This is a genomic window from Streptomyces sp. NPDC050264 (assembly GCF_040655895.1).
GTDB lineage: Bacteria > Actinomycetota > Actinomycetes > Streptomycetales > Streptomycetaceae > Streptomyces.
Map to the genome: position 1 here is coordinate 1 of NZ_JBFAKV010000051.1, position 23,143 is coordinate 23,143.

Annotated in this window: 25 protein-coding genes, 4 pseudogenes and 1 riboswitch; of the genes and pseudogenes, 17 read left to right on the forward strand and 12 right to left on the reverse strand. The window is 70.3% G+C overall.

What is annotated here, in order from left to right:
* Positions 1-141: 141 nt before the first annotated feature.
* On the reverse strand, positions 142-495 hold the full coding sequence (locus AB0J02_RS42345) for a cupin domain-containing protein (RefSeq protein ID WP_363199250.1): 354 nt from the start codon (positions 493-495) through the stop codon (positions 142-144).
* Between the two features lie 63 nt (positions 496-558).
* Positions 559-1,227, reverse strand: coding sequence for a hypothetical protein (locus AB0J02_RS42350; protein WP_363199251.1), 669 nt, complete (start codon positions 1,225-1,227; stop codon positions 559-561).
* Between the two features lie 735 nt (positions 1,228-1,962).
* On the opposite strand from AB0J02_RS42350, the gene AB0J02_RS42355 reads away from it, so the two are divergent.
* On the forward strand, positions 1,963-2,307 hold the full coding sequence (locus AB0J02_RS42355) for a hypothetical protein (RefSeq protein ID WP_363199252.1): 345 nt from the start codon (positions 1,963-1,965) through the stop codon (positions 2,305-2,307).
* Positions 2,297-3,058 (forward strand): ATP-binding cassette domain-containing protein, encoded by a 762-nt coding sequence (locus tag AB0J02_RS42360; protein ID WP_363199253.1) that lies wholly within the window; start codon positions 2,297-2,299, stop codon positions 3,056-3,058. The genes AB0J02_RS42355 and AB0J02_RS42360 overlap by 11 nt, the downstream gene beginning before the upstream one ends.
* Before the next feature lie 76 nt (positions 3,059-3,134).
* Here the strand turns inward: AB0J02_RS42360 and AB0J02_RS42365 are convergent, their stop codons facing one another.
* Positions 3,135-3,494 carry a DoxX family protein gene (locus AB0J02_RS42365; RefSeq protein WP_363199254.1) on the reverse strand — a complete coding sequence of 120 codons (360 nt, stop codon included), beginning with the start codon at positions 3,492-3,494 and terminating at the stop codon, positions 3,135-3,137.
* A 51-nt stretch (positions 3,495-3,545) separates the two neighbouring features.
* Positions 3,546-4,040, reverse strand: a complete 495-nt coding sequence (locus AB0J02_RS42370) for a cupin domain-containing protein (RefSeq protein ID WP_363199255.1) — start codon at positions 4,038-4,040, stop codon at positions 3,546-3,548.
* Between the two features lie 81 nt (positions 4,041-4,121).
* On the opposite strand from AB0J02_RS42370, the gene AB0J02_RS42375 reads away from it, so the two are divergent.
* Positions 4,122-4,973, forward strand: a complete 852-nt coding sequence (locus AB0J02_RS42375) for a LysR substrate-binding domain-containing protein (RefSeq protein ID WP_363199256.1) — start codon at positions 4,122-4,124, stop codon at positions 4,971-4,973.
* An 86-nt stretch (positions 4,974-5,059) separates the two neighbouring features.
* Here AB0J02_RS42375 and AB0J02_RS42380 read toward each other — a convergent pair whose 3' ends face one another.
* Positions 5,060-5,431, reverse strand: coding sequence for a helix-turn-helix domain-containing protein (locus AB0J02_RS42380; protein WP_363199257.1), 372 nt, complete (start codon positions 5,429-5,431; stop codon positions 5,060-5,062).
* Positions 5,432-5,523: 92 nt separating this feature from the next.
* Between AB0J02_RS42380 and AB0J02_RS42385 the strand changes: the two genes are divergently transcribed.
* On the forward strand, positions 5,524-6,363 hold the full coding sequence (locus tag AB0J02_RS42385; RefSeq protein ID WP_363199258.1) for an NAD(P)H-binding protein: 840 nt from the start codon (positions 5,524-5,526) through the stop codon (positions 6,361-6,363).
* Positions 6,364-6,432: 69 nt separating this feature from the next.
* On the opposite strand, the gene AB0J02_RS42390 is transcribed toward AB0J02_RS42385, so the two are convergent.
* A complete protein-coding gene (locus tag AB0J02_RS42390) occupies positions 6,433-8,070 on the reverse strand; it encodes a DUF4157 domain-containing protein (protein ID WP_363199274.1) in 1,638 nt (545 codons plus the stop codon).
* Positions 8,071-8,713: 643 nt separating this feature from the next.
* Here AB0J02_RS42390 and AB0J02_RS42395 point away from each other — a divergent pair.
* Positions 8,714-9,832, forward strand: a complete 1,119-nt coding sequence (locus AB0J02_RS42395; protein ID WP_363199259.1) for a DUF4037 domain-containing protein — start codon at positions 8,714-8,716, stop codon at positions 9,830-9,832.
* A 12-nt stretch (positions 9,833-9,844) separates the two neighbouring features.
* On the opposite strand, the pseudogene AB0J02_RS42400 reads toward AB0J02_RS42395, so the two are convergent.
* A pseudogene (locus AB0J02_RS42400) lies at positions 9,845-10,303 on the reverse strand (carboxylesterase family protein); the annotation flags it as partial.
* On the opposite strand from AB0J02_RS42400, the pseudogene AB0J02_RS42405 reads away from it, so the two are divergent.
* The 3 genes and pseudogenes from AB0J02_RS42405 to AB0J02_RS42415 form a co-directional block, all read left to right on the forward strand.
* A pseudogene (locus tag AB0J02_RS42405) lies at positions 10,303-10,692 on the forward strand (helix-turn-helix transcriptional regulator); the annotation flags it as partial. The pseudogenes AB0J02_RS42400 and AB0J02_RS42405 sit on opposite strands and share 1 nt — an antisense overlap.
* A 122-nt stretch (positions 10,693-10,814) precedes the next feature.
* Entirely contained in the window at positions 10,815-11,540 is a 726-nt protein-coding gene (locus tag AB0J02_RS42410) for a hypothetical protein (protein WP_363199260.1), read from the forward strand.
* A gap of 250 nt (positions 11,541-11,790) precedes the next feature.
* A complete protein-coding gene (locus tag AB0J02_RS42415; RefSeq protein ID WP_363199261.1) occupies positions 11,791-12,426 on the forward strand; it encodes a PepSY domain-containing protein in 636 nt (211 codons plus the stop codon).
* Positions 12,427-12,468: 42 nt separating this feature from the next.
* Here AB0J02_RS42415 and AB0J02_RS42420 read toward each other — a convergent pair.
* The 3 genes and pseudogenes from AB0J02_RS42420 to AB0J02_RS42430 form a co-directional block, all read right to left on the reverse strand.
* A pseudogene (locus tag AB0J02_RS42420) lies at positions 12,469-13,212 on the reverse strand (ABC transporter substrate-binding protein); the annotation flags it as partial.
* Between the two features lies 1 nt (position 13,213).
* A pseudogene (locus AB0J02_RS42425) lies at positions 13,214-13,564 on the reverse strand (iron chelate uptake ABC transporter family permease subunit); the annotation flags it as partial.
* A 98-nt stretch (positions 13,565-13,662) separates the two neighbouring features.
* Positions 13,663-13,804, reverse strand: a riboswitch (cobalamin riboswitch).
* Between the two features lie 84 nt (positions 13,805-13,888).
* Complete coding sequence (locus AB0J02_RS42430; RefSeq protein WP_363199262.1) at positions 13,889-14,551, reverse strand: TetR/AcrR family transcriptional regulator; 663 nt, start codon at positions 14,549-14,551, stop codon at positions 13,889-13,891.
* 120 nt (positions 14,552-14,671) lie between these two features.
* Here AB0J02_RS42430 and AB0J02_RS42435 point away from each other — a divergent pair, with 120 nt between their 5' ends.
* The 7 genes from AB0J02_RS42435 to AB0J02_RS42465 all read left to right on the forward strand — a co-directional run bounded on the left by AB0J02_RS42435 (position 14,672) and on the right by AB0J02_RS42465 (position 19,721).
* Positions 14,672-15,019 carry a hypothetical protein gene (locus AB0J02_RS42435; RefSeq protein WP_363199263.1) on the forward strand — a complete coding sequence of 116 codons (348 nt, stop codon included), beginning with the start codon at positions 14,672-14,674 and terminating at the stop codon, positions 15,017-15,019.
* Between the two features lie 49 nt (positions 15,020-15,068).
* Positions 15,069-15,722: an SRPBCC family protein gene (locus AB0J02_RS42440; RefSeq protein ID WP_363199264.1), complete on the forward strand. Its 654-nt coding sequence runs from the start codon at positions 15,069-15,071 to the stop codon at positions 15,720-15,722.
* A gap of 41 nt (positions 15,723-15,763) precedes the next feature.
* Positions 15,764-16,198 (forward strand): ester cyclase, encoded by a 435-nt coding sequence (locus tag AB0J02_RS42445; RefSeq protein WP_363199265.1) that lies wholly within the window; start codon positions 15,764-15,766, stop codon positions 16,196-16,198.
* Between the two features lie 199 nt (positions 16,199-16,397).
* On the forward strand, positions 16,398-17,015 hold the full coding sequence (locus AB0J02_RS42450; protein WP_363199266.1) for an SRPBCC family protein: 618 nt from the start codon (positions 16,398-16,400) through the stop codon (positions 17,013-17,015).
* Between the two features lie 205 nt (positions 17,016-17,220).
* A complete protein-coding gene (locus AB0J02_RS42455) occupies positions 17,221-17,658 on the forward strand; it encodes a MerR family transcriptional regulator (protein ID WP_363199267.1) in 438 nt (145 codons plus the stop codon).
* Positions 17,655-18,632 carry an aldehyde reductase gene (locus AB0J02_RS42460; protein WP_363199268.1) on the forward strand — a complete coding sequence of 326 codons (978 nt, stop codon included), beginning with the start codon at positions 17,655-17,657 and terminating at the stop codon, positions 18,630-18,632. The genes AB0J02_RS42455 and AB0J02_RS42460 overlap by 4 nt, the downstream gene beginning before the upstream one ends.
* A gap of 561 nt (positions 18,633-19,193) precedes the next feature.
* Entirely contained in the window at positions 19,194-19,721 is a 528-nt protein-coding gene (locus AB0J02_RS42465; RefSeq protein ID WP_363199269.1) for a hypothetical protein, read from the forward strand.
* A 42-nt stretch (positions 19,722-19,763) separates the two neighbouring features.
* Here the strand turns inward: AB0J02_RS42465 and AB0J02_RS42470 are convergent, their stop codons facing one another.
* Together AB0J02_RS42470 and AB0J02_RS42475 are read right to left on the reverse strand one after the other, a co-directional pair.
* Entirely contained in the window at positions 19,764-20,273 is a 510-nt protein-coding gene (locus tag AB0J02_RS42470; protein ID WP_363199270.1) for an SMI1/KNR4 family protein, read from the reverse strand.
* Between the two features lie 109 nt (positions 20,274-20,382).
* Positions 20,383-20,961 (reverse strand): DNA starvation/stationary phase protection protein, encoded by a 579-nt coding sequence (locus tag AB0J02_RS42475; RefSeq protein WP_363199271.1) that lies wholly within the window; start codon positions 20,959-20,961, stop codon positions 20,383-20,385.
* A gap of 291 nt (positions 20,962-21,252) precedes the next feature.
* Between AB0J02_RS42475 and AB0J02_RS42480 the strand changes: the two genes are divergently transcribed.
* Complete coding sequence (locus AB0J02_RS42480; RefSeq protein WP_363199272.1) at positions 21,253-22,224, forward strand: alpha/beta hydrolase; 972 nt, start codon at positions 21,253-21,255, stop codon at positions 22,222-22,224.
* A gap of 133 nt (positions 22,225-22,357) precedes the next feature.
* Positions 22,358-23,080, forward strand: coding sequence for an alpha/beta hydrolase (locus tag AB0J02_RS42485; protein WP_363199273.1), 723 nt, complete (start codon positions 22,358-22,360; stop codon positions 23,078-23,080).
* Positions 23,081-23,143 lie beyond the last annotated feature (63 nt).

A 23,143-nucleotide genomic window follows, 5' to 3' on the forward strand; every position in this document is an offset into this window, starting at 1 on the left:
AGTGGCAGGGCAGGGGCCGGGCAGGCGCGGCCGGATTCGGGCGATGATGGGAGGGTCGGCCGGTGCTGCCAGGTTCCAGCAGGGCCGACATTGGCCGCCCTCGGGAGCTCGGGGGACGCTCACCCGACCGCTTCCCGGGATTCAAGCAGCGGGCGGGTTGTCGAAGTTCCTGATTCCGTAGGCCGACGCGAGGTCGGTGTGCTCGGCATCGGCACGGGCGTCGGCGGGTCCGACCGAGTGGAAGAGGCCTTCGATCGCTCCGGGGTTGTTGCTGACGAGGACCTTCGCGGTCGGCGGGATGGTCTGGAAGGTGTGGGGGACGAGCCGGGACACGTGGATGCAGGCACCTGGCTCGGCGTCGTGCACCTCGCACCCGTCGAGCGACGTCGATCCGACCCAGAACCGGACCCGGCCGGACAGGACGCCCCAGCTCTCGTCCTCGCGGCCGTGGCTGTGCAGCGGGGGCGCATCCTCGCGGCCCACCGTGAGACGCATGACGCTGACGGCTCCGCTCGTCTCGGCGTTGGTCGCCAGGGGCCGCGGCCCCGCAGGCTCTGATCAGCTTTCCCCGGCGCCGCGGAGCGTGTCGGCCGCGGCGCGGGCCTGCCCGGCGTGCCGACGATGTGCGGCGGCCTGCACGGTCCGGACCTGTCCCTCATGCTCGCGGACAAGCGAATCCTCGATCGCGGCCAGCTCGTCGAGCGCCCCTACGACCTTCGACCGCAACCGGTCGGCCTTGGCCTCCAAGACCCTGACGAACAACAGCTTGTGCTCCGCGTGCGGAGCGGCGGAGGCGGTGGACTCCCGGTCGACCGCGTCCTGTCCCCGAAGATCGGCCTCATCCGACCGGTGCAGCGATGCCTTATGGCGGTCCAGGCGCGCCTGGCTGGACCGCAGGAGCTCCTCCGCCCGCTCGATCTCCTCATACGAACGCTGCTTGAGCCCGGGAGCCGAGTCTCCGGTAGCGCGAAGCCGTTCATCCAGGCTCCGTACGCGACCGGCCAGCTCCTCTTGCCACGCGTCGGCAGCGCTCTCGCGTCTGTCGGCAGCGGTCTCGCGTTCATCCGCGGTGCGCTCGCGTTGATCGGCCTCGGCCTCGCGTGTGTCGGCGGCCCGGTCGCGCCTGTCGGCCGTTTGGTGTTGATCGTCGCCCGTAGGCTCGCGCGCCGGCGGCCGCTGCGCGGCCTCGTCCACCGAGGAGGGACCGTCCAACGGGTCAGCTTCCATCTTGGCAGTATGCATCGCCCGGCAGCTCCGCACAGAGGCCCAGGAGAGGACTGCGCCGGTGCACCTGCGGTGACCAAGAGGGCACGCGCTTCCCGCTCACTCCGTGCAGGTCTGCCCAACGGGACGGTCCGCGCCCGCATGCCGGCCGGCGCCGCTCCGGCGCCGAGCGGGCTCATGACTGAAGCGATCACGGCGATCGCGCCAACCGCCTCGGACAAGGATCTCCGCAGTCCGCGACCCGGACGCCCTGCCCGCGGCGGCGGCCACGGTCGCGCAGGCCCAAGTGGCCGCAGCGCGAGCCACGTTGACCGCCGGTGAACGCCCGCACCGCCGCCTCGCACAACCCGGTCGGGCACAAGGCGCGAGTGACCGGCGACTGGCGCTGCTCAACGGCGCCCACGGAGGGGGCGCCCCGCCCTTTCTGCAGTCGACGACCTGAGCGCCTACCGGGACGGCGTAATCGCCCCTGCCCGTCCGGTCGGCCGAGTGCCATGCCGGCAATCGTCGCGCAGCACACGTGCGGTGGACGGCACGGTTACTTGTTCCAGTGTGTTTCGGGGGCACGGTCATGTCGTTGCAGCTCCTCCTGGGGTCCCGGCCCGCGCACCGCCGGTGGCGGTTCTGTGTCGTCGGAGGGGTCGCCGCCCTGGCGCTGTCGGCGGCCGGCTGTTCCGGTGGGGGAGACAGGGCGGACAGCGACGACACCTCGCCGACGAACCCACCAGCGCGCTGGACGTGACGGCCCAGGCGCAGATCTGCACGCTGCTGACGGAGCTGTGTACGGGACACGGCACAGCCGTGCTGTTCATCAGCCACGAACTCGCCCTGCTGGCCGGACTGTGCGACCGGATCGCCGTGCTGCACCGGGGACGGGTGGTCGAGGACGGGCCCGCCGCCGACCTGGTCACCGCGCCTCGCGCCGAGCGCACCAGGCAACTGCTGGCGGCCGCACCGCGGCTGAGCGAACCGCCGGTGCCCAGGCCGCGGGACGAACACGCCGAAGGACACGACGGTGAGTACGGCGAGTACGGCGAAGAACACGACCACGGATATGACGAAGGGGCCGCCGATGGTGCTTGAGGCGCGCGGGATGACCGTCGTGTACGGCGGCACGGCCGTGATGGACAGAGTGAGCCTCACGCTGCCCGACGGACCCTTCGGCCTGGGGTTGATCGGCGAAAGCGGTTCGGGCAAGACGACGGTGGCCCGGTGTCTGCTGGGCCTGGTGGCGCCGACGAGCGGCACGGTGCGCTTCCGCGTCGTCGACCTCGGCGGGACGCGGTGGCCGCGCCCGTACCGGCGAGCCGTACAGATCGTCGTGCAGGACACCGAGGGCGCGCTCGATCCGAGGATGCGGGTGGGCAGGGCGATCGGCGAAGTGCTGCGGGCCCACCGGCTGGTGCCGCGCGGCACCGAGCCGGAACGCGTCGCCGAACTGCTCGCCGACGTGGGGCTGGCCGCCGAGGCCGCCGCGCGCTTCCCGCACCAGCTCTCCGGCGGCCGGCGCCAGCGTGTGGCGATCGCCCGCGCGCTGGCCGTGCGGCCGCGCTTCCTGGTCCTGGACGAACCGACCAGCGCGCTGGACACCACTGTCCGGGTCCGCATCCTCGACCTGCTCCGCCGGCTCCGCACCGAACACCGGCTCTCCTGTCTGCTGATCTCCCACGACCTCGCGGTGGTCGAGCAGCTCTGCCCGCGCGTCCTCGTCCCGCACCACGGCCGGGTGGTGGAGGAAGGTGACCTCGCCGACATGCTCCACCGCCCTCGGCGCCCCGCCACCCGCACCCTGCGCGATGCGGTCCCGCGCCTCACTTCCGTGCCACCGCCGTGACGTGCCGCGATCCCGCGCCCCCCGACCGCGACCTATCCGGAAGGGGGAAGGGCGCGAAGTCCGGCCCTGCGTACGGTCACAGGCTGGTGGCCAGCCAGACGGTCACGGCCGCGGTGGCAGTGAGCCCGATGTTGAGTGTGATCTGTCGGTCCTCGCCGGTCAGGTGGACGGCGATCGCACCTGCTTGCAGGAGGACGAATCCGATGGCTGCGGCCGGCGCGAGCGAGGGTGCGATGCCGGTCAGCGGTGGCAGGACCAGACCAGCCGCGCCGAGTATCTCGACCGCCCCCAGTGCCCTGAGGGCGGGCAAGGAGATGCGGTCGACCCAGGCCATCATCGGCCGGAGTCGATCGCGGCTGCGGATCACCTTGAGCGTACCTGCGTAGAAGTAGAAGAGGGCGAGCAGTCCCGCGACGATCCAATAGGCGATGTGCATGGTTCCCGTTCAAAGGTCGAAGAGCACTGGAGAAGGGCCGGTCCGTGGGCGTCAGGCGCGGTCGGTGGCGGGTTCGGTCGCGTAGCGGCTCATGGCGTCGAGGTTGGCCCGTGGTGTCAGCGGCCGCCCGTCGGCGAGCACCTGTTGGAGGTCCCGGAAGTACTGCACGTACATGTCCGGGGTGAAGGTGCTGAGCATGACGGCGGGCTGGTCCGTCGGGTTGGCGAAGGTGTGCGGGGTGCCCGGCGGCACCATCACGAGCGTGCCCGTGGTGGCGTCGTGGTCCTCCTCTCCGACGGTGAACCGCACGGTGCCGGAGAGGATGTAGAAGCCCTCGTCGTGTCGGGCGTGGCGGTGCTGCGGCGGTCCCTGCGTGTGCGGGGCGAGGACGGACTCGGTGATCGCGAGGCGGTGCCCGGTGTGGCTGCCGTCCTCCAGAACGCGCATGCGCGTGGGGCCCAGAACGATGATCTCCCCGTCGCCGGGGCCCACCACCGATACGGCGGGGTCGGCCTGCGACCCGCTGCTCTTCGCTTCGTCGGTCATGCTCACGAGTCCACCGCCGGGAGCCTGTCCCTGTCCAAGACCCATCCCGCGACGCCGATACCTCACGGGTATCGTTGCAGCGTGGAGCTAAGAACCCTGCGCTACTTCGTGGCTGTCGCCGAGGAACTCCACTTCGGCCGGGCCGCCAGCCGACTGCACATGAGTCAGCCGCCGCTGAGCCGGGCGATCAAGCAGCTGGAGGCCGATGCCGGGGCCCTGCTCTTCGCCCGTTCCCCCACGGGCGTCACGCTCACCGCGGTGGGCGCGGTACTGCTCGACGAGGCGCGGGCCCTGCTCGACCATGCCGACCGCGTCCGGATACGTGTGAGCGCGGCGGCCGGCGCCTCGACCATCACCGTCGGCATGCTGGGCGACGCCACCGACCCGGGGGTGTCCAGGCTGGCCGCCGCGTACCGCCGAAGCCACCCCGGCATCGACATCCGCGTCCGCGACACCGACCTGACCGATCCGACCTGCGGGTTGCGCGCCCAACTCGTCGACGTCGCCCTGACCCGGGGGCCGTTCGACGAAACCGCCCTGACGGTGCGCACGTTGCGAACCGACCCCGTCGGCGTGGTCCTGCGCGCCGACGATCCGCTGGCCGGTCGCGACCGGTTGCGGCTGGCCGAGCTGAGCGACCGCCGCTGGTTCCAGTTCCCGCAGGGCACCGATCCCATCTGGCAGTCGTACTGGAACGGCGGCAGGCCGCGCGAGGGCCCGGTGGTGCGTGCCGTCCAGGAATGTCTGCAGGCGGTGCTGTGGAACGGCACGATCGGCCTGGCCCCGCTCGGACACGACCTGCCCGCCGAGTTTGCCCTCGTTCCGTTGACCGACATGGCGCCGAGCCGGGTGGTGGCAGTGTGGAACGAAGGTGACACCAACCCGTTGATCCGCTCCTTCGTCGAGACGGCGACCGCCGCGTATCTCCATTGAGCACCGGTGACTTGGCGGCGCCGCATCTGTCGGGGAGATGACCGGCGCGGCCTCCCTGCGCGGCCGGGCTGCCGACCGCAACCGCACTATTCCGTACCGCGTGGCGGCAGCCGCCGCGTGATCCGGTCGAACAAGTCCGTCAGCGGCTCACCGATGTCCTGGCCGAACTCGGTCAGCCCGTACGTGACTTGAGGCGGCGTCGTCGGCTCGACCTCCCGCCGGACCAGGCCGTCCTGGACCAGCGCGCGAAGGGTCTGAGCGAGCATCTTCTCGCTGATGCCCTGGATGCTGTCGCGCAGTTCGTAGAACCGGAGGTCGTTGCTCCGCAAGGAGATCAGCACCCAGATGCCCCACCTGCTGGTCACGTGGTCGACCAGGTCGCGTGCGGGGCAGTCGGTGTGAAACACCTCATAGCGATGAGTCGCCCCGGCCTGCTTCAGCTGCGCGCCTTCTCTCATGTAGGGAGCTTACCTCTGGGTATGTTCTTACGAAATGTAAGTCCGGCTCCTAGCGTCAATCACCGCAGCGCACAACGGACTTGGAGCTGAACATGATCGTGGTGACCGGGGCTACCGGAAATGTGGGCCGACCTCTGACGCAGGCCCTGGCCAGGGCGGGCGAGCAGGTGACGGCGGTGTCGCGGCACGCGGCGGAGGTGCCGGACGGAGTCCGGCATGTGGCGGCCGACTTGGCCGAGCCGGAGGAACTCACGTCCGCGTTGGACGGGGCGAAGGCGCTGTTCCTCCTGCTCTCCGGCGACCTGCACGCCCCCGGGGCCAGGCCGGCCGACATCATCGCCCTGGCCGGGGCCGGCGGGGTCCGGCGGGTCGTCCTGTTGTCCTCGCAGGGCGTGGCGACCAGGCCGCTCGGCCCGACGCGGGTCGCGATGCGCGCGGTGGAGGACGCGTTGCGAGGGTCCGGCATGGAGTGGGCCGTCCTGCGACCGGGCGGCTTCGCCTCCAACGCCCTGGCCTGGGCGGAGTCCGTCCGCACGCAGGGGACGGTCGCCGCACCCTTCGGCGATGTCGGGGTACCGGTCGTCGATCCGGCGGACATCGCCGAGGTCGCGGCGGCCTGCCTGCTGGACGACCGGCACGCCGGCGAGGTCTTCGAGCTGACCGGGCCGGAGGTGATCACGCCGCGTCAGCAGGCGCAGGCCGTCGCCGCCGCGCTCGGCTCGCCCGTACGGTTCCACGAACTCACCCGCGACGAGGCCAAGGCCGCGATGACCCGGTTCGTGCCGCCGGAGCTGGCCGAGGACACCCTGGACATCATCGCCGCCCCCAACCCCGCGGAACTGCGGATCAGCCCGGACGTGCGACGAGTCCTCGGCCGCGCCCCGCGCCCCTTCGACGGCTGGGTCGCCCGCAACATCGCCGCATTCCGCTGAGCCACAACCTCGTAGAGTCAGCACATCAAGCTGCGCGAGTTGGCCCCGGGGCGCGCCGGGGACGCCGGTTCAGCCCTCCAGCGTGATCGACAGGATCGCTCCGATGAAGCCTGCGGTGGCTACCTGCGCGCCGTGCCAGGTCTCCCCGGACTCCGGCCTGGTCCCGTACATCTTGAAGAAGAACAAGGGGTCGCCGCCGGATGCGGTGGCGTTGCCGACGTCCGGGTCGCGCCGGGCGTAGTTCTCCATGGTGATGTAGTCGTTGCCGCTGGTCGCCACGGTGGCGCCGAAGTGGTACTCGAAGGTGCCGTTCCTGTCACGCGCCGCCTCCTGGTCGGCGTCGCCGTAGCCGACCGTCACCAGGGCGGAGCCGGGCGGTGGGGGCGGCAGGAACTCGTTGAGGCCCAACTCGCGCAGTGCCCTGTCCAGTTCGGCCGAGTCGGCCGCCTTCAGGACCTGGAAGGCGCGGCTCATGTCCTGAGAGTAGGCGAGGTATGCCTGCTGGTCCCCGTCAACTCCCTTCTGGAAGGCCGCCTTGACCCCGTCCAGATGCTCGTCGCCGCTGTCCTCGACCTTGTCGAGGACCCGGGCCAGGAAGTTCTCCCAGGCGCCGATGCCCTGGGCCGAGAGCCCCTTCTTGCCGGTGACGAACTCCGCCATCTCGTTGCAGCGTTGCGGGGTGAGGATCGACAGTCCGGTCGCCTTCTTCGTCATGCCCAGCGCCCCGGCCACACCGGTCTTCTTCGTCTCCACCACCGGCTTGACCTGGTAGAGCCGCAGTTCCCCGGTCTCGCCCTGCACGCGCAGGAAGCGGGTGCCCCGGCGGAACTGCACGCGACCGGCGAGCGCGGTGTTCGCCGTCTGGATGTGGGCCTCGGTGGCGAAGAAGACCTTCGACTCGCCCGGCCCCTGCTCGATCGCGAGGTCCAGGCTGTCCGAGAGGCGCAGCGGGACGCTGCCGTTGAACACGACGTTGGCCGTGTGTGCCTGCGCGTCGGAGAAGTAGCTCCCGCCCGCTTCTTGCTGGCTGGGGAAGAAGTGGTCGTCGCTTTCGGCGCTCTTGTTCGAACCGATGGACGCACGGCGGTGCTTGGTCGGGTAGTTCTCCGCGCCGGGCGCGATCTCGACGTAGCGCTGGACAGGGGCCTGTGTGCCGCTGTGTGCCGGGGCGGCCGCAGCCGTGCCCGAGTCCGCCGCGTGCCCGGGACCGGGGGAGTGGCCGCCGCCCGTCATGACGCGGTGGGCGTTGGCCTCGGCCTCCCGCTCGAACCGGTCGGAAGGGTCACTCACGCTCAGGCCCTGACCGGAGTCCGTGCCGGAGACGGGGCCGGAGCGCTGCTGGATGACATGGGTGAGCTCGTGGGCGAGCGTGTGCTTGTCCGAGCCGTTCTCGCCGATGACGATGTGCCGTCCGGAGGTGTACGCGCGGGCGCCGATCTCCGTCGCCGAGCGCTGGGCGGCGGCGTCGGCGTGCACGCGGACGTCACCGAAGTCGGCGCCGCCGAAGCGGTTCTCCATCTCGGCGCGGACACCGGAGTCCAGCGGGCGACCGGAGGAGCGCAGTACGTCGTGGACGCCGGACCGCCTCTGCACGGTGGGCTCGTGAGCGGCCTCGGCGTCGCGCTCGTGCTCCTCCCCTGACAGCAGGCGGGCCACCGCCGCGTTCCCCGCGGAGCGTTGCAGGTTCCGTATGGAATCCGGGGACAGCGGTCCGGCCGGGAGTTGCGCCGGGACGGCGGAGCCGGCGGCCGGCCGGTGAGGCCGGTCCGGCGCCTTGCCCGTTGCGCAGTCCGGCTCCTCGTGTTTACGCACGGCGCTCCTTCGTCGGTCGCTCCTTCACCGGAGGACGGTGAACGTCCCTCCCGCCACAGTCTCTCCACACGCCCGGCGCAGCGGAAGAACCGGAAGGGCAACCCCAGGGGCAGCCTCGGCCCGAGCCGGGGGGCACCCGAGCCGAGTGGACCGGCTGGGGCGCCGCGCACACGGGCGCGGGGACACCCGCGGGCCGGACGCGCCCGCCCGGCGCGTGCCCACGGGATGCCCTTCAGTCAGTCCACAGGGACCAGTCCCCGCACGCATGCTTGCCACGGATATCGGATTCCACTATCGGCGGGACCTCATGATCCACGACCAGGAAGGTTCCATGAGCCGGCGGCGCGGGGTCACGGCGAACACCACTGCACCGGGCGGGCGTTGAACGGAGATGCTGGGCCGGAACTCTCGTCCGGGCAGTCCGACGACCCGTGCACATCCCGGACCCGGGAACTATCCGTAGAGGCATGCAACCGCGGACCTGCCGGGCCGGAAAATCCTTCGACCAACCATGTGCCGGTGGGGCACCCTCCGCGGCATGACCGCGCCCGCCTTCATCCCCGGCCTTGAACTCTCCCGCCGCTTCTACCTCGAAGCCGTACGCCCCGTCCTGGACCAGGCGGTCCCCGCACTCGTGCACTCCGCCGCCCGTCTCGGCAGCGGCTCGGAAGTCCTCGGATTCGACACCGCCCGCTCCGCCGACCACGAGTGGGGACCCCGCCTGCAAATCTTCCTGAGCCCGCAGGACGCGACCCGCCACGGGGCAAGGATCAGGGAACTGCTCACCGACCGCCTGCCGAAGGTCTTCTGCGGCTACCCGACCCACTTCGCCCCCACCGGCGAGGCGCGTATCGGGGTCATGCAGGTGACAAACGGGCCCGTCCGCCACCGAGTCGACGTCACCGATCCGGGCGCCTGGTTCAGCGCGCACCTGGGCTTCGACCCACGCCGGGACGTCAGCCCGACGGACTGGCTTGCCACCCCCACCCAACGCCTCGCCGAGGTCACCGCCGGCGCCGTCTTCCATGACGGACTCGACGGACGCGAACAACTGGGCCCGGCACGCGCCAATCTCGACTGGTATCCCCACGATCTCTGGCTGTACCTGCTGGCCTGCCAGTGGCAGCGCATCTCCCAGGAAGAGGCCTTCGTAGGCCGCTGCGGCGAGGTGGGCGACGAGCTGGGCTCCGCCGTCGTCGCCGCTCGACTGGTACGCGATCTGATGCGGCTCTGTCTGCTGATGGACCGGCGCTACCCGCCCTACAGCAAGTGGCTCGGCTCCGCCTTCGCGCTCACCTCGCGTGCCGCCGATTTCACCCCGGTCCTGTCCGCTGTGCTCGCCGCCCCCGACTGGCACGTCCGCGAACAACACCTCGCACGCGCCTACGAGATCACCGCCGCCCTGCACAACCAGCTGGCCCTCACCGACCCGGTCGACCCGGCTACAAGGCCCTACCACAGCCGTCCGTTCCAGGTACTCCACGCCGAACGCTTCACCGCCGCTCTGATCGCCCGGATCACCGACCCCGCGGTCCGCGCTCTGCCGATGGTCGGGGCCGTCGACCAGTTCATCGACAGCACCGATGTCCTCGGGCGGCCCGAACTGACCCGCGCCGCCACCCACACCACGCTCACGAATCGACACCAAAGTCGATGAGAGGTCGCAGGGTCAGCGCCAGGCCTGCCGTTCCCGGCCGCGGGGGTCGTCGACCTGGGTCCATTCGGCGTCGATGCGCATCGTGGCCCGGCGCTCGTCGTCGTACGGGTCCCGGCCGGGGTCGCCGGTCCTGGCGAAGCGGACCCACGTCGCGTGCATACGGGCGGCGAGATCCGCGGGGGGCTTGTCAGGGCCGAGCAGGGCGGCGGATCCGCGCAGTTGTGGAAGGTGGGCGGCGTCGAGGACGAAGGACAGCTCGGCCGCGTGGGTGGCGCCGAGTTCTCCGCCCAGGGCGTGGGAGCGCCACGCGAACTCGTAGGTGCAGGTGGCGGATTCGGGGTGGGCGGCATGTGCGCCGGCCGGGGCCCAGCTCCCTGCGCCGAACAGCGCGTCGCCCATGATGGCGGAACGCAGTTCGCCCAAGGACGCCTCGGGGCGTGCCTTCCGGTAGGCCTCGACGAGCCGTACCGGCGCAGACCCTGCTCGACGTCGCCGAGTGGCTGCGGCGCCGTCGGCGCATCGCTGAGGCGCGCGGGCCGCTCACCGAGGCCCTGGAGATCTTCCGTCGGCTGAGCGCACGCCCGTGGATCGAGAGGGCCGGGCCGAAGCGCGCGCCGCGGGCCTCGACATCACGGATGCGGCGCCCGGCGCGCTCGCCGAACTTTCCCCGCAACAGCATCAGATCGTCCGGCTCGCCGCGCGTGGGCTGACCAACCGTGAGATCGGCGAGAAGGTCTTCCTCTGCCCGCGCACGGTCAGCTCGCACCTCTACAGGCAGCTTTCCCAAGCTGGGCATCACCGCCTGTTCCCAGCTACGCGACCTCATCGAAGGGGCCCTCGCGACGGCGGCCCATGAGTAGGAGGGAACCGGCCGGCCTGCCTGTACTCTTTCGCTCCGACAATGCAGCGACGGCCCGATCGCGGGCGCCTGCTGCACAGGGGAGGGTTGTGGGCTGTCGCAGCGGCGGTCGCAACGACAAGCATGCTGGTGACAACGGCCGCGCACGCCGAGGGCAGGGGCGACATCCGGGTCACCAAAACCATCGTTGATCACGGGACCAACGTCATCGTCGGCACCTCGAAAACGATCAAGTACCCGATCGCGATCACCGTCAAGGACAACTCCGGTGTCAAAGGGCTCACCCGAGTGAGCACCTTCAACCGGTCCAACGGCTATGGCTTCGGGGACTGGACCGGCACCTCGTGCGTCAAGAAGAGCGCGACGACGTCGGTGTGCACGGCCACGATGACGATCAAGCCGGAGTGGATCGCTTCCAGCGACGACATCGACTCCAACAAGGTCGCCGGCGTGTGGCAGGTCATCGCGACGGTGAAGGCGAACGACGGGGACTACTGGATCTCCGACAGCATTGCCCAGTACAAGGTGAAGCGCGCCTCCGTGTTGGTGACGAATGCTTCTCCGGAGCCGGTGAAGCGGGGCGCCAAGCTCACCGTCACGGGCAAACTGACCCGGGCCAACTGGGAAGACCGCAAGTACCACGGCTACTCGGGTCAACCGGTCACGCTCCAGTTCAAGAAGGCCGGCTCGTCGTCGTACACGACCGTCAAGAGCGTGAAGACGAACAGCACCGGCAACTTGAGCACCACCGTGACCGCGAGTGCGGCCGGTTCCTGGCGCTGGTCCTTCCCGGGCACCACCTCGACGGCCATGGTCGTCTCGACCGGGGACAACGTCCAGCTCAGGTGATCGGCACGTCGTGAGGTCTGCACGGGCCCGGCGCGGATGTCCATCCGCGCCGGGCCCGTAGCAATACGCACGGTTCGACGCGGCGGCCCCGTCCATCGCCACGTGCCTGGACAGGAGCCGTCCGGCTCCAGAGCACACGCGCTCCTCGGGTCGGCGCGGCGCCGCGGCGGGACTTCAGCGACCGCCATAACGTGGCCATATGAGTACAGAACGAGAAAACTCAGCACAAACCTGCCGACGTCTGCCGAGCATGCGAGGCATCGGCCTGGCGTGTGCCGTAGTCGTGGCGGGAGCCCTGATGACGGGGTGCGGCAATGACGACAGCAGTGCCGCCTCGACCGGCGCGCCCACCGGCCACGCCCACGCGTCGGGGACGCCCTCCGCATCGGCGAGCGGCCTCACCGAGGACCAGGCCGAGCGGAAAGCCCTCATTCCGAAGGCCAAGGTCAGCTACGACAAGGCGTTGGAGACGGCGGTGAAGGCCGTGGACGGGTCGAAGCCGGTGTCGATCGAGCTCAAGGGCCCGGCCGACAAGCCAGGCTGGGATGCCAAAGTAGCGATGGACGACGGTACGGAGCACACCGTTCGCGTCGACGCCGTCACCGGCAAGGCCGACAAGGCGCAGCCGGAATCCGATCAGGACGGCGACGACAAGCAGGAACTCGCCGGCCGGCTGGGCAAGGCCAAGGTGACCCCGCAGCAGGCCGCGCAGACCGCGACGGACAAGACCAAGGGCACCGTCACCTCCGTCGAACTCGACGACACCGACCAGGGCGGGCCCATGTGGTCCGTCGACGTTGTCACCACGAAGGATTGGAACAAGACGACCTACGACATCGACGCGACCGACCGCAAGGTTCTCCGCGAGCACACCGACCGGGACTGACCCGCACTCGCACGCGTTCGCCGGAAGAGCGGGTGCGCGGGGTCAGGAGCCGAGGTTCCTCAGGTCCACAGCGAGCGAGCTGATGGCCGCGGGATTGCGCGGGCTTTCGACGAGGTCGACGTAGTCGAGGACGACGATCCGGTCGTTCTTGACGGCGGAGACGTTGGCGAGCGGACTGTAGGAGGTGAGGAACTTCCGCTTCTGTTCCGCGGTGGTGTCCCCGTAGTTGTTGATCACGATGACCTCGGGGTCGCGGGCGACGACGGTTTCCCAGCCCACGGTCACCCAGCTGTCCTTGAGGTCTTTCATGATGTTGTCGCCGCCGGCCTTGGTGATGATGTCGTGGGGTCCGGCGTAGGCACCGGATGTGAAGGGCTTGTCCTGCCCGCTGTCATAGAGGAACACCCGCGGCCGCTCGGCGCCCTTCGGGGCGCTCGCCTGTGCCTGGGCGACTTGCTTGCGGAAGGAGGCGATGAGCGTCTCGGACCGGTCCTCGACATCGAAGACCGTGCCCAGGTTCCGCAGGTCCGTGTACAGCGCGTCGAGCGGCGCCATCACCCCGCGCGCTCTGCCCTGTCCGTTGCGGCAGGACTCGCTGAGCAGGTAGGAGTCGACGCCGACTTGGTGCAGGGCCTGCGGTGTGAAGCCTTCGCCTTCGTTGAATCCGTAGTTCCAGCCCGCGAAGACCAGGTCGGCGCGTGCGTCGAGGATCAGCTCCTTGGTGATCTGCTTCTTGGACAGCCATCCGGTCTTCTGGTAGCCGTCCTTCCAGGGCACGGTCGTGAGCGGCGAGTGCGTTACGGACCATGGCCTGGACGGCGACGCCCACGGCCGCCAGACCGGCGCCGACGACGGCGGCCAGCACGGCACGCGGGAAGCGGAGTTCCCAGACGATGAGGTAGGAGGAGACGTCGTCCGGGGCTATGGACCCGCCGGTCAGTCCCGCCCACAGGTAGCGCAGTGCCTCGCCCCACGAGAGCCCCGATGCTCCGATGCCCGCGCCGCAGGCGAGGGAGAGGGGGAGCACGACACACAGGCCGGTCACGAGCAGAGGCAGCGGGACGCGCCGGGTTGGGGAGGTCCCTCTGTTCGTGCCGCGGGGCGGTACGGCGGGTATTCGGGTGCGGAGCGTGGCCACAGGCGGATCGCTTTCGCCTCGGGCCGCGCACCTGCGTGATCAAGAAGGAGCAGCTCCGGACGGCGCCGTACGCAGCACCTCTCGCAGTCCACGGCGATTGACAGGAGCTTCACCACCGCGGGTAATCGGGCTCACGGAACCTCTTGCGAGGCTCCGCCTACCGTTGCGGGTCAGCGCCGGACTTCGACCGGACTTCCCCCACGAGGCGCCTGAAGCATAGCGGGTGCTCCAGGCCCCCATCGTCCTCGCATCGCAGCCGTCGCCGACGACACTCCGACCCCAACTGCCCCACCGAGCCGTCTCGCTGGGCCGAGGCCACGTTCGTCATACGTCGTTCAGCTCGGCCACCCTGGTGATGATGGCGTCGGCGACGCTCTCCTGAGGCCAGGGGAAGATGCGGGTGGCGGCGTGCTGGTGGGCGAGGCCGTGCAGGCAGACCCAGAGGGTGACGGCGTCCAGCTGGGGATCGGTGGCCGTCGACTGTCCGGCGGCGACACAGTCGGCGAGGGCTTCGGCGAGGAACTGCAGGGCGGTCGCGCCGAGGGTGGTCAGTTCCTCCTCGGTCAGCGAGCTGTCGCCCAGGGTCGGCATCCACAGGCCGCCGAACATGGTGCGGTAGCGCGCGGGGTGGTCCTGGGCGTAGCCGAGGTAGGCGCGGCACAGGGCGTAGAGGCGGTCCCGCGGATCGTCGCCCGCCTCGTCCACGGCGGTGCGCAGATGGGCCTCGAGCGCGGCGAACTCCCGTCGGACGACGGCCAGCATGATGGCCGGCTGGTCGGGGAAGTGCGGGTAGATCGACGGGGCGGCGATGCCGATCTTGCGGGCGACGGACCGCAGGGTGATCGTCCGCTCGTCGCCGGTCTCGTCCAGCAGCGCGGCGGCGGCATCGACGATGTCCTCCCGCAGACGGCCGCCCTCGCCGCGCCGGTTGCGTACGCGGGCGGCGCGCTTCGGTGTGTCCTGACTCGTCACATCGGTCTCTTTCATCCTCGTAACCTTACGCGCAAAAGTTTATTGGCGTAAGCCCTTGCTCGCGCTCCCTTAACGTGCGTAGCCTTACGACCGTAAGTTCAAGTTCGAGGCAGTGCGGAACGCAAGGAGAGAGCAATGTCAGGACCGTCCGTTTCCGTCGCCCGTCAGGAGCGGCGCACGCCCCTGAAGGTGACCGTCTCCGCCTGGGCCGTCCCGCTCCTGGTGCTCACCGGGTTCGCGTTCGTCGCGTTCGTGCCGGTCCTGATCGCGTTGATCGGCGCCCTGGCAGGGGCTCGCGACGCGGCGGTCAAGGCCGGTGCCGCACTGCTTGCTCTCGCCTACGCGATCCCGTTCGCCGTCTGGCAGTTGCGGCCGGAGGGCGCGCCGAGCCTGTCGAAGGACATCCACCCCGGTTTCGTCGGCCTGATCGTCGCGGCGTCCGCCGCGCTCCTGCTCGCCGTCCACGGCGTCCGCCGCCGCTGAAGAACCGCCCGCCCTCATCTCTCGAAGTCGCCACGGAAGGAACCCGACCATGTCCGTCACCCGCTCCCGCTTCGCCACGCGCCTTGCTGCGCTCACCCTTTCCCTCGCCGCGGCCGGTGGCGCCCTCGCGGTCACCGCCGCGCCCGCCGGGGCCGCCCCCGGCCCGGCGCACGCAGGCCGCCCCGACGCCGCCGTCGAATGCCGCGGACGGAGCACCGACCCCGACGCTCTCGTGCGCTACGGGACCGAAATACTGATCCACGCGCCGCTGAGCACCGTCTTCAGGACCCAGACGGACGTGGAGCGGTGGCCGTCCTGGCAGGACGCCGTCCTGTCCAGCGAGCGGCTCGACTCCGGTCCCCTGCGCCCCGGTTCCGCCTTCCGGTGGACCACCCCGGTGCCCGCCACCCCCGCGACGCCCGCCACCACCCTGACGGTCACCTCCACCGTCCAGCAGCTCCGGCGCGATGACTGCGTCCGCTGGACCGGACCGGCGACCGGCGAGGGGATTCACATCGACGAGGGCACCCACGTGTGGACCTTCACCAAGGTCAAGGGCGGCACCCTCGTCCGCACCGAGGAGACCTGGACCGGCGACCAGGCCGAGGCCGACGTCGACCTGTCGACCCAAGCGCTCGGCGCCGGCCTGGAGATCTGGCTGAAGGATCTGAAGGCCGCCGCGGAAACCCGCACCGGCTGCTGAACCCCGCTCTCATACGCAAAGCACGAGAGGAACCACCCACCATGACCTCCGTCCCGTCAACAGATGCGAAGACCCTGCTCGACGCCTGGCTCAGGCTCTGGAACGGCGATCTCTTCCTGGCCCCCGACATCGTCTCCGACGACTTCCGCCTCCATAGCGTCATGACCGACGGCAGCGACGGAAGTTCCGTGCGGGGTGCCGACGGGCTCGCCTCCTACGTCCGCGCCGGCCGCTCTCCCTTCCCGGACCTGGAGTTCGCCATCGAGGTCCCGCCGTTGTTCGACGGCGCCTACCTGTCTGTGCGCTGGACGGCCACCGGCACCTACGGCGGCGGCTTCCCCGGTGCCGAGGCCCCGCCCGGGACCGTGGTCACCTTCACCGGGACCGACACGCTCCTCGTACGGGACGGCCGGTTCGCCGAATACTGGCTCAACTCCGACTCCCTGCACATGCTCAGGCAGCTCAAGGCGCTCTGAGGCCAGGCGGGAAGGCCTGAGAAGCGGGCCCGACATGAGGGCGTGCGGAGCCCTTCTCCTCGGCGACCCCGCCTTCTACTGGGTCCTCGCCGGCGGCGCCTACGTCCTCGCCGCCTCCTTCGAACGCCGCCGCCTCACGTCCACCGCGCGCTGACCCCCACACCACCAGCCACCAGCCACCGAGGAAGAAGCCGACTCGATGAACACACGACAAAGACTCCTTCAGGGCACGGCCGTAGCCGCGATCGTCACAGCGACGACTCTCTGCGCCCCGACCATGGCGACGGCCCACGAGGCACGGCCCGGCACCGGCCCGTCAACCTTCCAGGAGTGCCAGGGCGTGACCGTCGACAAGACCGCCCCGGTCATCGCCCGCGCCGGCGCTCTGATCAAGGCGCCCGTGCAGGAGATCTGGAACCTGCACACCGACATCGACGCATGGGACACCTGGATTCCCGAGATCACGCCCGCACAGAAAGAGACACCGGGTCCGCTGCGACCGGGGTCGGTCTTCGCGTGGTCACCCCAGGGCATGAAGGTCACGTCGACGGTCACCAAGGTCGACAGGAACCGGTGCATCGCCTGGGGCGCCCCCGTCAACGGCATCGACGGCGTGCACTTGTGGACGTTCAAGAAGGTCAGGGGCGGCGTGCTCGCCACCACCGAGGAGTCCTGGGCGGGCCCTCCCGTGGAGGCCGACATCCCCGGCAACCAGGCCGCCCTGGAGTCGGGCCTCATCGACTGGGTGAACCGGCTCAAAAGTACGGCCGAGGCGGAGACCCGTTGCGCCGTCCGCCCGGGCAACGAGCGCGATTGAGGACGCGACGCGGACCGTGAGCGCTGATCGACTCCCTCCGACGCTGTCCTGGCACGGAGAGGGCGGCGGGCTGTGGGAGGAGATCAGCGATGCGGCGGCGGAACTCGGCTCCGTTGTTCAAGGGGCTTGACCGGCCGCCTCCCGCTGCAGAAGGCGCATTCCGCACATTTGCCTTCAAGCGCTTGAAGTATGTTCTGCTCCCCACATGACAGTTTTCTCCATCCAGGACGTAGCCCGGCGCAGCGGGCTGAGTGAGCCGACCTTGCGTTATTACGAGGACATCGGGCTCATCGGCCCGGTCGACCGCGACGAGAGCAGCGGCCACCGGCGCTTCCGCGAGCGGGACCTCGATGAACTCCAGGCGCTTGCCTGCCTGCGCGCGGTCGGCATGAGCATCGAGGACATGCGCACCTACCAGAGCAACCGGACCCGTGGGCGGTCCGCCGCGGCCGAACAGCGCGACCTGCTGCTGCGCCACGCCGACCGCGTCGAGGCGGAGATCGCCGCCCAGCACGCCCGGCTCGCCTATCTGCGGGAGAAAGCCGCTCTGTGGGACGCCCGCGAACGCGGCGATGCCGAGGCGGAGGCCGAGGCGACCCGGCGTTCCCTCGAGGCGGCACAGCGACTGGAGGGGGCGCGATGAGCCCGGTCCTGGTCACCGGCGGATCCGGATACCTCGGAAGCCAGCTGGTCGCCGCGCTGCTGCGGTCCGGTAAAGAGGTACGCACGACGGTGCGCTCGCTCGCCCGAGCTCAGGAACTGCGGGCGGCGGTGCGCCGGGGCGGCGCCGACGACGCGGGCCTGGAAATCGTCGCAGCGCACCTGATGGCCGACGACGGGTGGGCCGCCGCACTGACCGGCTGCGAAGAGGTCCACCATGTGGCCTCGCCGATCCCCGTGGCCCAGCCCGACGACCCCGACGAGCTGATCGTGCCCGCCCGCGAGGGCACACTGCGGGTGCTGCGCGCGGCACGCGACGCGGGTGTCCGGCGTACCGTGCTCACCTCGTCGTTCGCGGCGATCGGCTACACGCCCAAACCCGGCGCCGAGTTCACCGAGGCCGACTGGACCGATCCGGACACCCCCGGCCTCGCCCCCTATCCCCGTTCGAAGGCGATCGCCGAGCGCGCGGCGTGGGACCTGATGGAGCGTGACGGCGGCGACACCGAACTCGTCGTGGTCAACCCGACAGGCATCTTCGGCCCCACCCTGACGGCCACGCTCGGCTCCTCGATGCAACTGGTCAAGGCGATGCTCGACGGGACGATGAGTGTCGCCCCCCGCGCCCGCTTCGGCATCGTCGACGTACGTGATGTCGCGGACCTGCATCTGCGCGCGATGGCCGCGCCCGAGGCGGCGGGCCGACGCTTCCTGGCTGTCGCCGACGGCCCGACGCTGAGCTTCGTCGAGGTGGCCGGCATCCTGCGCGGCCGACTCGGCCCGCTCGCCGCGCGGGCTCCCGAACGGGAGGCGCCCGGCGAGGATCTGCCCCGCCCGGTCATCCACAACGACCGGGCCCGCGAGGACCTCGGCTGGCAGCCGCGCCCCGCCGCGACGACGATCGTGGAGTCGGCCGAGTGCCTGCGGGACCTGGGATTCCTGCAAGCGGGGCGGTGACAGCCCCCGGACATCAAGTCCCGGACCCGTCGCGGTAGTTGTCGTGCCCGCGGGCCCGCCCCGCCGACTTGCTCCGGCGTGCCGTGATGCGCGGTAGGCCGGTGGGGGAGCGGGGTGGGTCACCCGGCAGGTTGAGCTGCGGGTGCCTGATCAGGCCCGATCCTCACCCTGTGCTCGGCAACGCCCCAGATCTGCTCACATCAGTCCCGGGCGTTCGAGCCGCATTCGTGAGCCGCCGCGAGGGCGCTGATTTTCAGGAACGGTGCTGTGGCGGGCGGACAGCGCGGCCAGAGGGACATCCTCGTGTCAGACAGCAGCTGCTCGCGTGTGCTGTGTGAGGTCGTCAGCCGAGGAAAGGCCCGCCGCCCGGATCTGAGGTTCACACCGAAGCTGTCCAGCCGGGGTTGCGGCCGGCGACCCCGGTGACCCCGGCGACCCCGGCGAAGATGAGCGGCCAGCCGCCTTCGTTGAAGCGGCCGTGCGCATTCCGCGATTCGCCGATTCCGTCTCTCGTCGGCGGTCTACCGTTGGAGACCTCAAGGTTGGTGGAGGAGGACTCCCATGTCGTCGCCGTGCGATCCCCAGCATGCTCCCGCCGGCGATGTGGGCGCCGCGCTGATGATGGTCGACTCCCGGTTGAAGGCCATCTACGGCGGCGAGATGGTCGCTGACCCCGAAGAGCAGGCGCTGACCGCCCAGTTCACCGCCGGCTGGGGGCACCGCGAACTCGATGACATGCTCGACGGTGCCTGCACGCTGATCTATATGTACATGCAGTGGCTGCGACAGGCGTACGAGGAGCACGAGGAGGACGTCCTGGCCGTCGTGGTGCCCTACTTGGTGGGCACGTTGCGCATGATGACCAAGAGTGTGCCTCCCGAGACCATCCCCACCATGGCCGGGCTGCTTGTCGCGGCCGGCAGCGGGCTGAGCCCCAGCTTGTGGCGTAAGCAGTACGGCTATTGGACCGATGGGGAGATGAATCCTCTGGAGGCCACCGCGTTCCTGCTCGCAGAGCACATCAACCGCATCACCAATGACCGCGCGTTCGCCACCCGTCTGGTCACCGAGGCTCTGCCCGACGACTGACGTACTGGTGCAGCGGCCGGGCAGACCACGTTCACCGCCCCGTCAGCGTGCGGGGCAGTCCAGGCCGGCCGGCTCGCGGCGCGGACAGGGCCCGTCCGGCACGGTGCCGTTCAGCCGGCCGGTGAGCCATTCGGCCAGTGACTGGCCGAGCGGGGCCAGGGCATGCTCCGTGCAGCAGAGGGTGGGGTCCCCGTCCCACATCTGCCTGTCGGCCGTCTTGAAGTCGATCAGTGCCCACATCGCACAGCCCCGGTCCATCAGTGGAACGATCCCCGGCGGAAGAGGGCTCTGGGGATCGGCGAAGTCGCGGTACGCCTCCGCGACATCCGCGCAGTCGCTGAACCAGTCGCCGGTGTCCGTCAGAGACACCACGTCCCAGGGCCCGAATCCACCGTTGGCCACTTCGAGATAGAGCCTCCGCAGAAGCGCGGGCATCGGGTGCCCCACCAGCTGCTCCACCACCCGTGCATCGTCCGCGCCGGCCGGGTCCGGCAGTTCGCGGTCGGCCACCTGCTCGCGCACGGCCTGGATGAGAGCGTCGTCATCGGTCACGAGCCGATCTTCGACCACGCCGGCCGCTTGTCGATGGGAGGAGCTCCTGCTCAGCGTCTCCCCTCAGAAGGAACTGCACCCAGCAGGGACGCGGGTGTGCGCGCGAGCCTCAGGCGCGTACGAGCGGGGTGTCGACCAGGTGCTCCGCGAGGAACCACGCCTGGCGTTCGCCGGTCCTGATGACCTGCGAGACCAGTACGTCGTTGGTGCCGTCGTCTCCCAGCTCCGCGGTGCGGGCCGCGGCGTCATGGGCGTCGATGAGGATGGCCTCGTGGGCCTCCAACAGCCGTGACAGCATCGCGGGTACCTCCTCCACGCCGTCCGGGGGCCGCGGAATCGACGTGATCTCCGCGACGTGCCGGGGGTCGCCGATCGCGACGCCGCCCAGGGACTGGACGCGTTCGGCGAGGGTGTCGACGAGTTCGAGCTGCTCCCCGGCGTGCTTGTCCAGGACGATGTGCAGTTGGTAGAAGGTCGCGCCGCGCATCAGCCAGTGATGCTTCTTGTAGAGGCCGTAGAGGATCTGCGTGTCCGCCAGGACCTTGTTCAGGCGCTGGCACGCGTACATCCGGGCCTCGTAGGACAGGCCGACGGGGAACTGCTTGACGGTCCCGAACTCCTGGATCACCTCGCCCTTCTGGTGCAGCCAGGGCTGGCTGCCGTGCGCTGGCTGGGGGTTGCTGGTCATGATGCGCCTCCTGGGGCCATGTATGTGGGGTACGTCGGTGACGCTAGGCGGCCGCGGAGGTGGCGAGTTGTCGTCGAGCGCATGCGCAGATGCCTGCCAGTGCACTGTCCAGGGGCCTGGTGTGCCGTTGTGCGGGCGCAGTGCGCTGTCAGGTCACATGTGGTGCGCTGGTGGGCAATTCATCGCGCTGTTCCGTCTCTAGCTTTGCGGCATCACCCCGCAGGACCGCGTGTCCGGCGGGGGTGTCCCGCCGGAGTGTCCGGTGTGTGACCGAGTGCTGAGGAGTCAGTCATGTCAGATGGTGTCGAGCCGGTCGTTCCGGTGCTGGAGCCCGCGGCGGCCGCGTTCGCGGAGGCGACGGCCAATCCCCCGTTCCTGTTCGAGCTGGCGCCCGCGGAGGGGCGCAAGGCGGTCGACGAGGTGCAGTCGGGTCCGGTGGAGCTGCCGGAGGTGGACGAGGAGTGGGTGACGGTCGAGGGCGGCCCCACGGGCAGTGTGCGGGCTCGGATCGTGCGCCCCGCGGGGGTCTCCGGGACGCTGCCCGTGATCTTCTACATCCATGGCGCGGGCTGGGTGTTCGGCAACGCGCACACCCATGACCGGCTGGTGCGGGAGCTGGCGGTGGGTGTGGGGGCCGCCGTGGTGTTCCCGGAGTACGACCTCTCGCCGGAAGCGCGGTACCCGGTGGCGATCGAGCAGAACTACGCGGTGGCCCGCTGGGTCGTCGCCGAGGGCGCGTCGCACGGTCTGGACGGGGAGCGCCTCGCGGTGGCCGGGGACTCGGTGGGCGGGAACATGAGCGCCGCGCTGACGCTCATGGCCAAGGAGCGCGGGGATGTCCCCCTGCTGGGGCAGGTGCTCTTCTACCCGGTCACCGACGCGAGCTTCGACACCGGTTCCTACCGCCAGTTCGCGGAGGGCTACTTCCTGCGCCGGGACGGCATGCAGTGGTTCTGGGACCAGTACACGACCGACGAGGGCGAGCGCGCGCAGATCACCGCGTCGCCGCTGCGGGCCACCACCGAGCAGCTGGCCGGGCTGCCGCCGGCCCTGGTCATCACCGGTGAGGCCGATGTGCTGCGCGACGAGGGCGAGGCGTACGCGAACAAGCTGCGCCAGGCCGGGGTCCCGGTCACCGCGGTCCGTTTCCAGGGTGTCATCCACGACTTCGTGATGCTCAACGCCCTGCGCGACACGCACGCCGCCGAGACGGCCATCGCCCTGGCCGTCACCACTCTCAGGACAACCCTCGGCGCGCGCTGACCCACCGTTCCCCGACTTCCGACCCTTGACCTCCCGCACCGAACTCCCAGTTCCCGACGCCTGGTTATCAACGCCCGGCGCACAAAGCCCAGTTCGCAACTCGTCTTCTCAACTCCCTGAGGGAATCGCCATCATGGCTGCTCATGCCACGCCCACCGTCGTCCTTGTGCACGGCGCCTTCGCCGACGCCGCCAGCTGGACCAGAGTCATCACGGAACTGCAGAACCATGGCGTTCCCGTGGTCGCTCCGTCGAACCCGCTGCGCGGTCTGGCGTCGGACGCCGCGTACATCGCCTCCGTGGCAGCCCAGATCGACGGCCCCGTCATCCTCGTAGGCCACTCCTACGGTGGTGCGCTCATCACCGTCGCCGGCACCACGGAGAACGTGGTCGGCCTCGTCTACGTCGCCGCCTACGCCCTCGAAGAGGGCGAGAGCCTCGGCGAGCTGCAGGGGCGCTTCCCGCTGTCGCCGCTCGTCAGCAACCTGAAGGAGGCGACGTACCCCGTCGCCGGTGCGGAGCCCGCGACCGAGGTGACCATCACCCCGGAGGCGTTCCCGGCGATCTTCGCGGCGGACGTGCCCGCCCCCGTCACCAAGGTCCTGGCGGTGGCACAACGGCCCCTCGCCGCGGCCGCGTTCGAGGAGAAGGCCACGGCCGCCGCCTGGCACACCAAGCCCGCCTGGGCCCTCGTCGCCGGTGCCGACCAGGCCATCAACCCCGACGTGGAACGCTTCGGCGCCGAACGCGCCGGGGCCACCGTCGTCGAACTCGACGGCGCCTCCCACGCGGTCGCCGTCTCCCGCCCCAAGGACGTCGCCGACCTCATCCTCGGCGCCGTCCGCGCCACCGGCTGACACCCCGGCCCCCACAAGAAGGCGCCGAAGAAGAGCCCGGTGCCGAAGGTCGCCGCGACGCCC

What these genes read in the sequence shown, in the direction of transcription:
- AB0J02_RS42345 (WP_363199250.1), bottom strand. Translation starts at nt 495, where the DNA reads ATGCGTCTCACGGTGGGCCGCGAGGATGCGCCCCCGCTGCACAGCCAC.
- AB0J02_RS42350 (WP_363199251.1), bottom strand. Translation starts at nt 1,227, where the DNA reads ATGGAAGCTGACCCGTTGGACGGTCCCTCCTCGGTGGACGAGGCCGCG.
- AB0J02_RS42360 (WP_363199253.1), top strand. Translation starts at nt 2,297, where the DNA reads ATGGTGCTTGAGGCGCGCGGGATGACCGTCGTGTACGGCGGCACGGCC.
- AB0J02_RS42365 (WP_363199254.1), bottom strand. Translation starts at nt 3,494, where the DNA reads ATGCACATCGCCTATTGGATCGTCGCGGGACTGCTCGCCCTCTTCTAC.
- AB0J02_RS42370 (WP_363199255.1), bottom strand. Translation starts at nt 4,040, where the DNA reads ATGACCGACGAAGCGAAGAGCAGCGGGTCGCAGGCCGACCCCGCCGTA.
- AB0J02_RS42380 (WP_363199257.1), bottom strand. Translation starts at nt 5,431, where the DNA reads ATGAGAGAAGGCGCGCAGCTGAAGCAGGCCGGGGCGACTCATCGCTAT.
- AB0J02_RS42385 (WP_363199258.1), top strand. Translation starts at nt 5,524, where the DNA reads ATGATCGTGGTGACCGGGGCTACCGGAAATGTGGGCCGACCTCTGACG.
- AB0J02_RS42395 (WP_363199259.1), top strand. Translation starts at nt 8,714, where the DNA reads ATGACCGCGCCCGCCTTCATCCCCGGCCTTGAACTCTCCCGCCGCTTC.
- AB0J02_RS42410 (WP_363199260.1), top strand. Translation starts at nt 10,815, where the DNA reads ATGCTGGTGACAACGGCCGCGCACGCCGAGGGCAGGGGCGACATCCGG.
- AB0J02_RS42415 (WP_363199261.1), top strand. Translation starts at nt 11,791, where the DNA reads ATGCGAGGCATCGGCCTGGCGTGTGCCGTAGTCGTGGCGGGAGCCCTG.
- AB0J02_RS42430 (WP_363199262.1), bottom strand. Translation starts at nt 14,551, where the DNA reads ATGAAAGAGACCGATGTGACGAGTCAGGACACACCGAAGCGCGCCGCC.
- AB0J02_RS42435 (WP_363199263.1), top strand. Translation starts at nt 14,672, where the DNA reads ATGTCAGGACCGTCCGTTTCCGTCGCCCGTCAGGAGCGGCGCACGCCC.
- AB0J02_RS42440 (WP_363199264.1), top strand. Translation starts at nt 15,069, where the DNA reads ATGTCCGTCACCCGCTCCCGCTTCGCCACGCGCCTTGCTGCGCTCACC.
- AB0J02_RS42445 (WP_363199265.1), top strand. Translation starts at nt 15,764, where the DNA reads ATGACCTCCGTCCCGTCAACAGATGCGAAGACCCTGCTCGACGCCTGG.
- AB0J02_RS42450 (WP_363199266.1), top strand. Translation starts at nt 16,398, where the DNA reads ATGAACACACGACAAAGACTCCTTCAGGGCACGGCCGTAGCCGCGATC.
- AB0J02_RS42455 (WP_363199267.1), top strand. Translation starts at nt 17,221, where the DNA reads ATGACAGTTTTCTCCATCCAGGACGTAGCCCGGCGCAGCGGGCTGAGT.
- AB0J02_RS42460 (WP_363199268.1), top strand. Translation starts at nt 17,655, where the DNA reads ATGAGCCCGGTCCTGGTCACCGGCGGATCCGGATACCTCGGAAGCCAG.
- AB0J02_RS42465 (WP_363199269.1), top strand. Translation starts at nt 19,194, where the DNA reads ATGTCGTCGCCGTGCGATCCCCAGCATGCTCCCGCCGGCGATGTGGGC.
- AB0J02_RS42475 (WP_363199271.1), bottom strand. Translation starts at nt 20,961, where the DNA reads ATGACCAGCAACCCCCAGCCAGCGCACGGCAGCCAGCCCTGGCTGCAC.
- AB0J02_RS42480 (WP_363199272.1), top strand. Translation starts at nt 21,253, where the DNA reads ATGTCAGATGGTGTCGAGCCGGTCGTTCCGGTGCTGGAGCCCGCGGCG.
- AB0J02_RS42485 (WP_363199273.1), top strand. Translation starts at nt 22,358, where the DNA reads ATGGCTGCTCATGCCACGCCCACCGTCGTCCTTGTGCACGGCGCCTTC.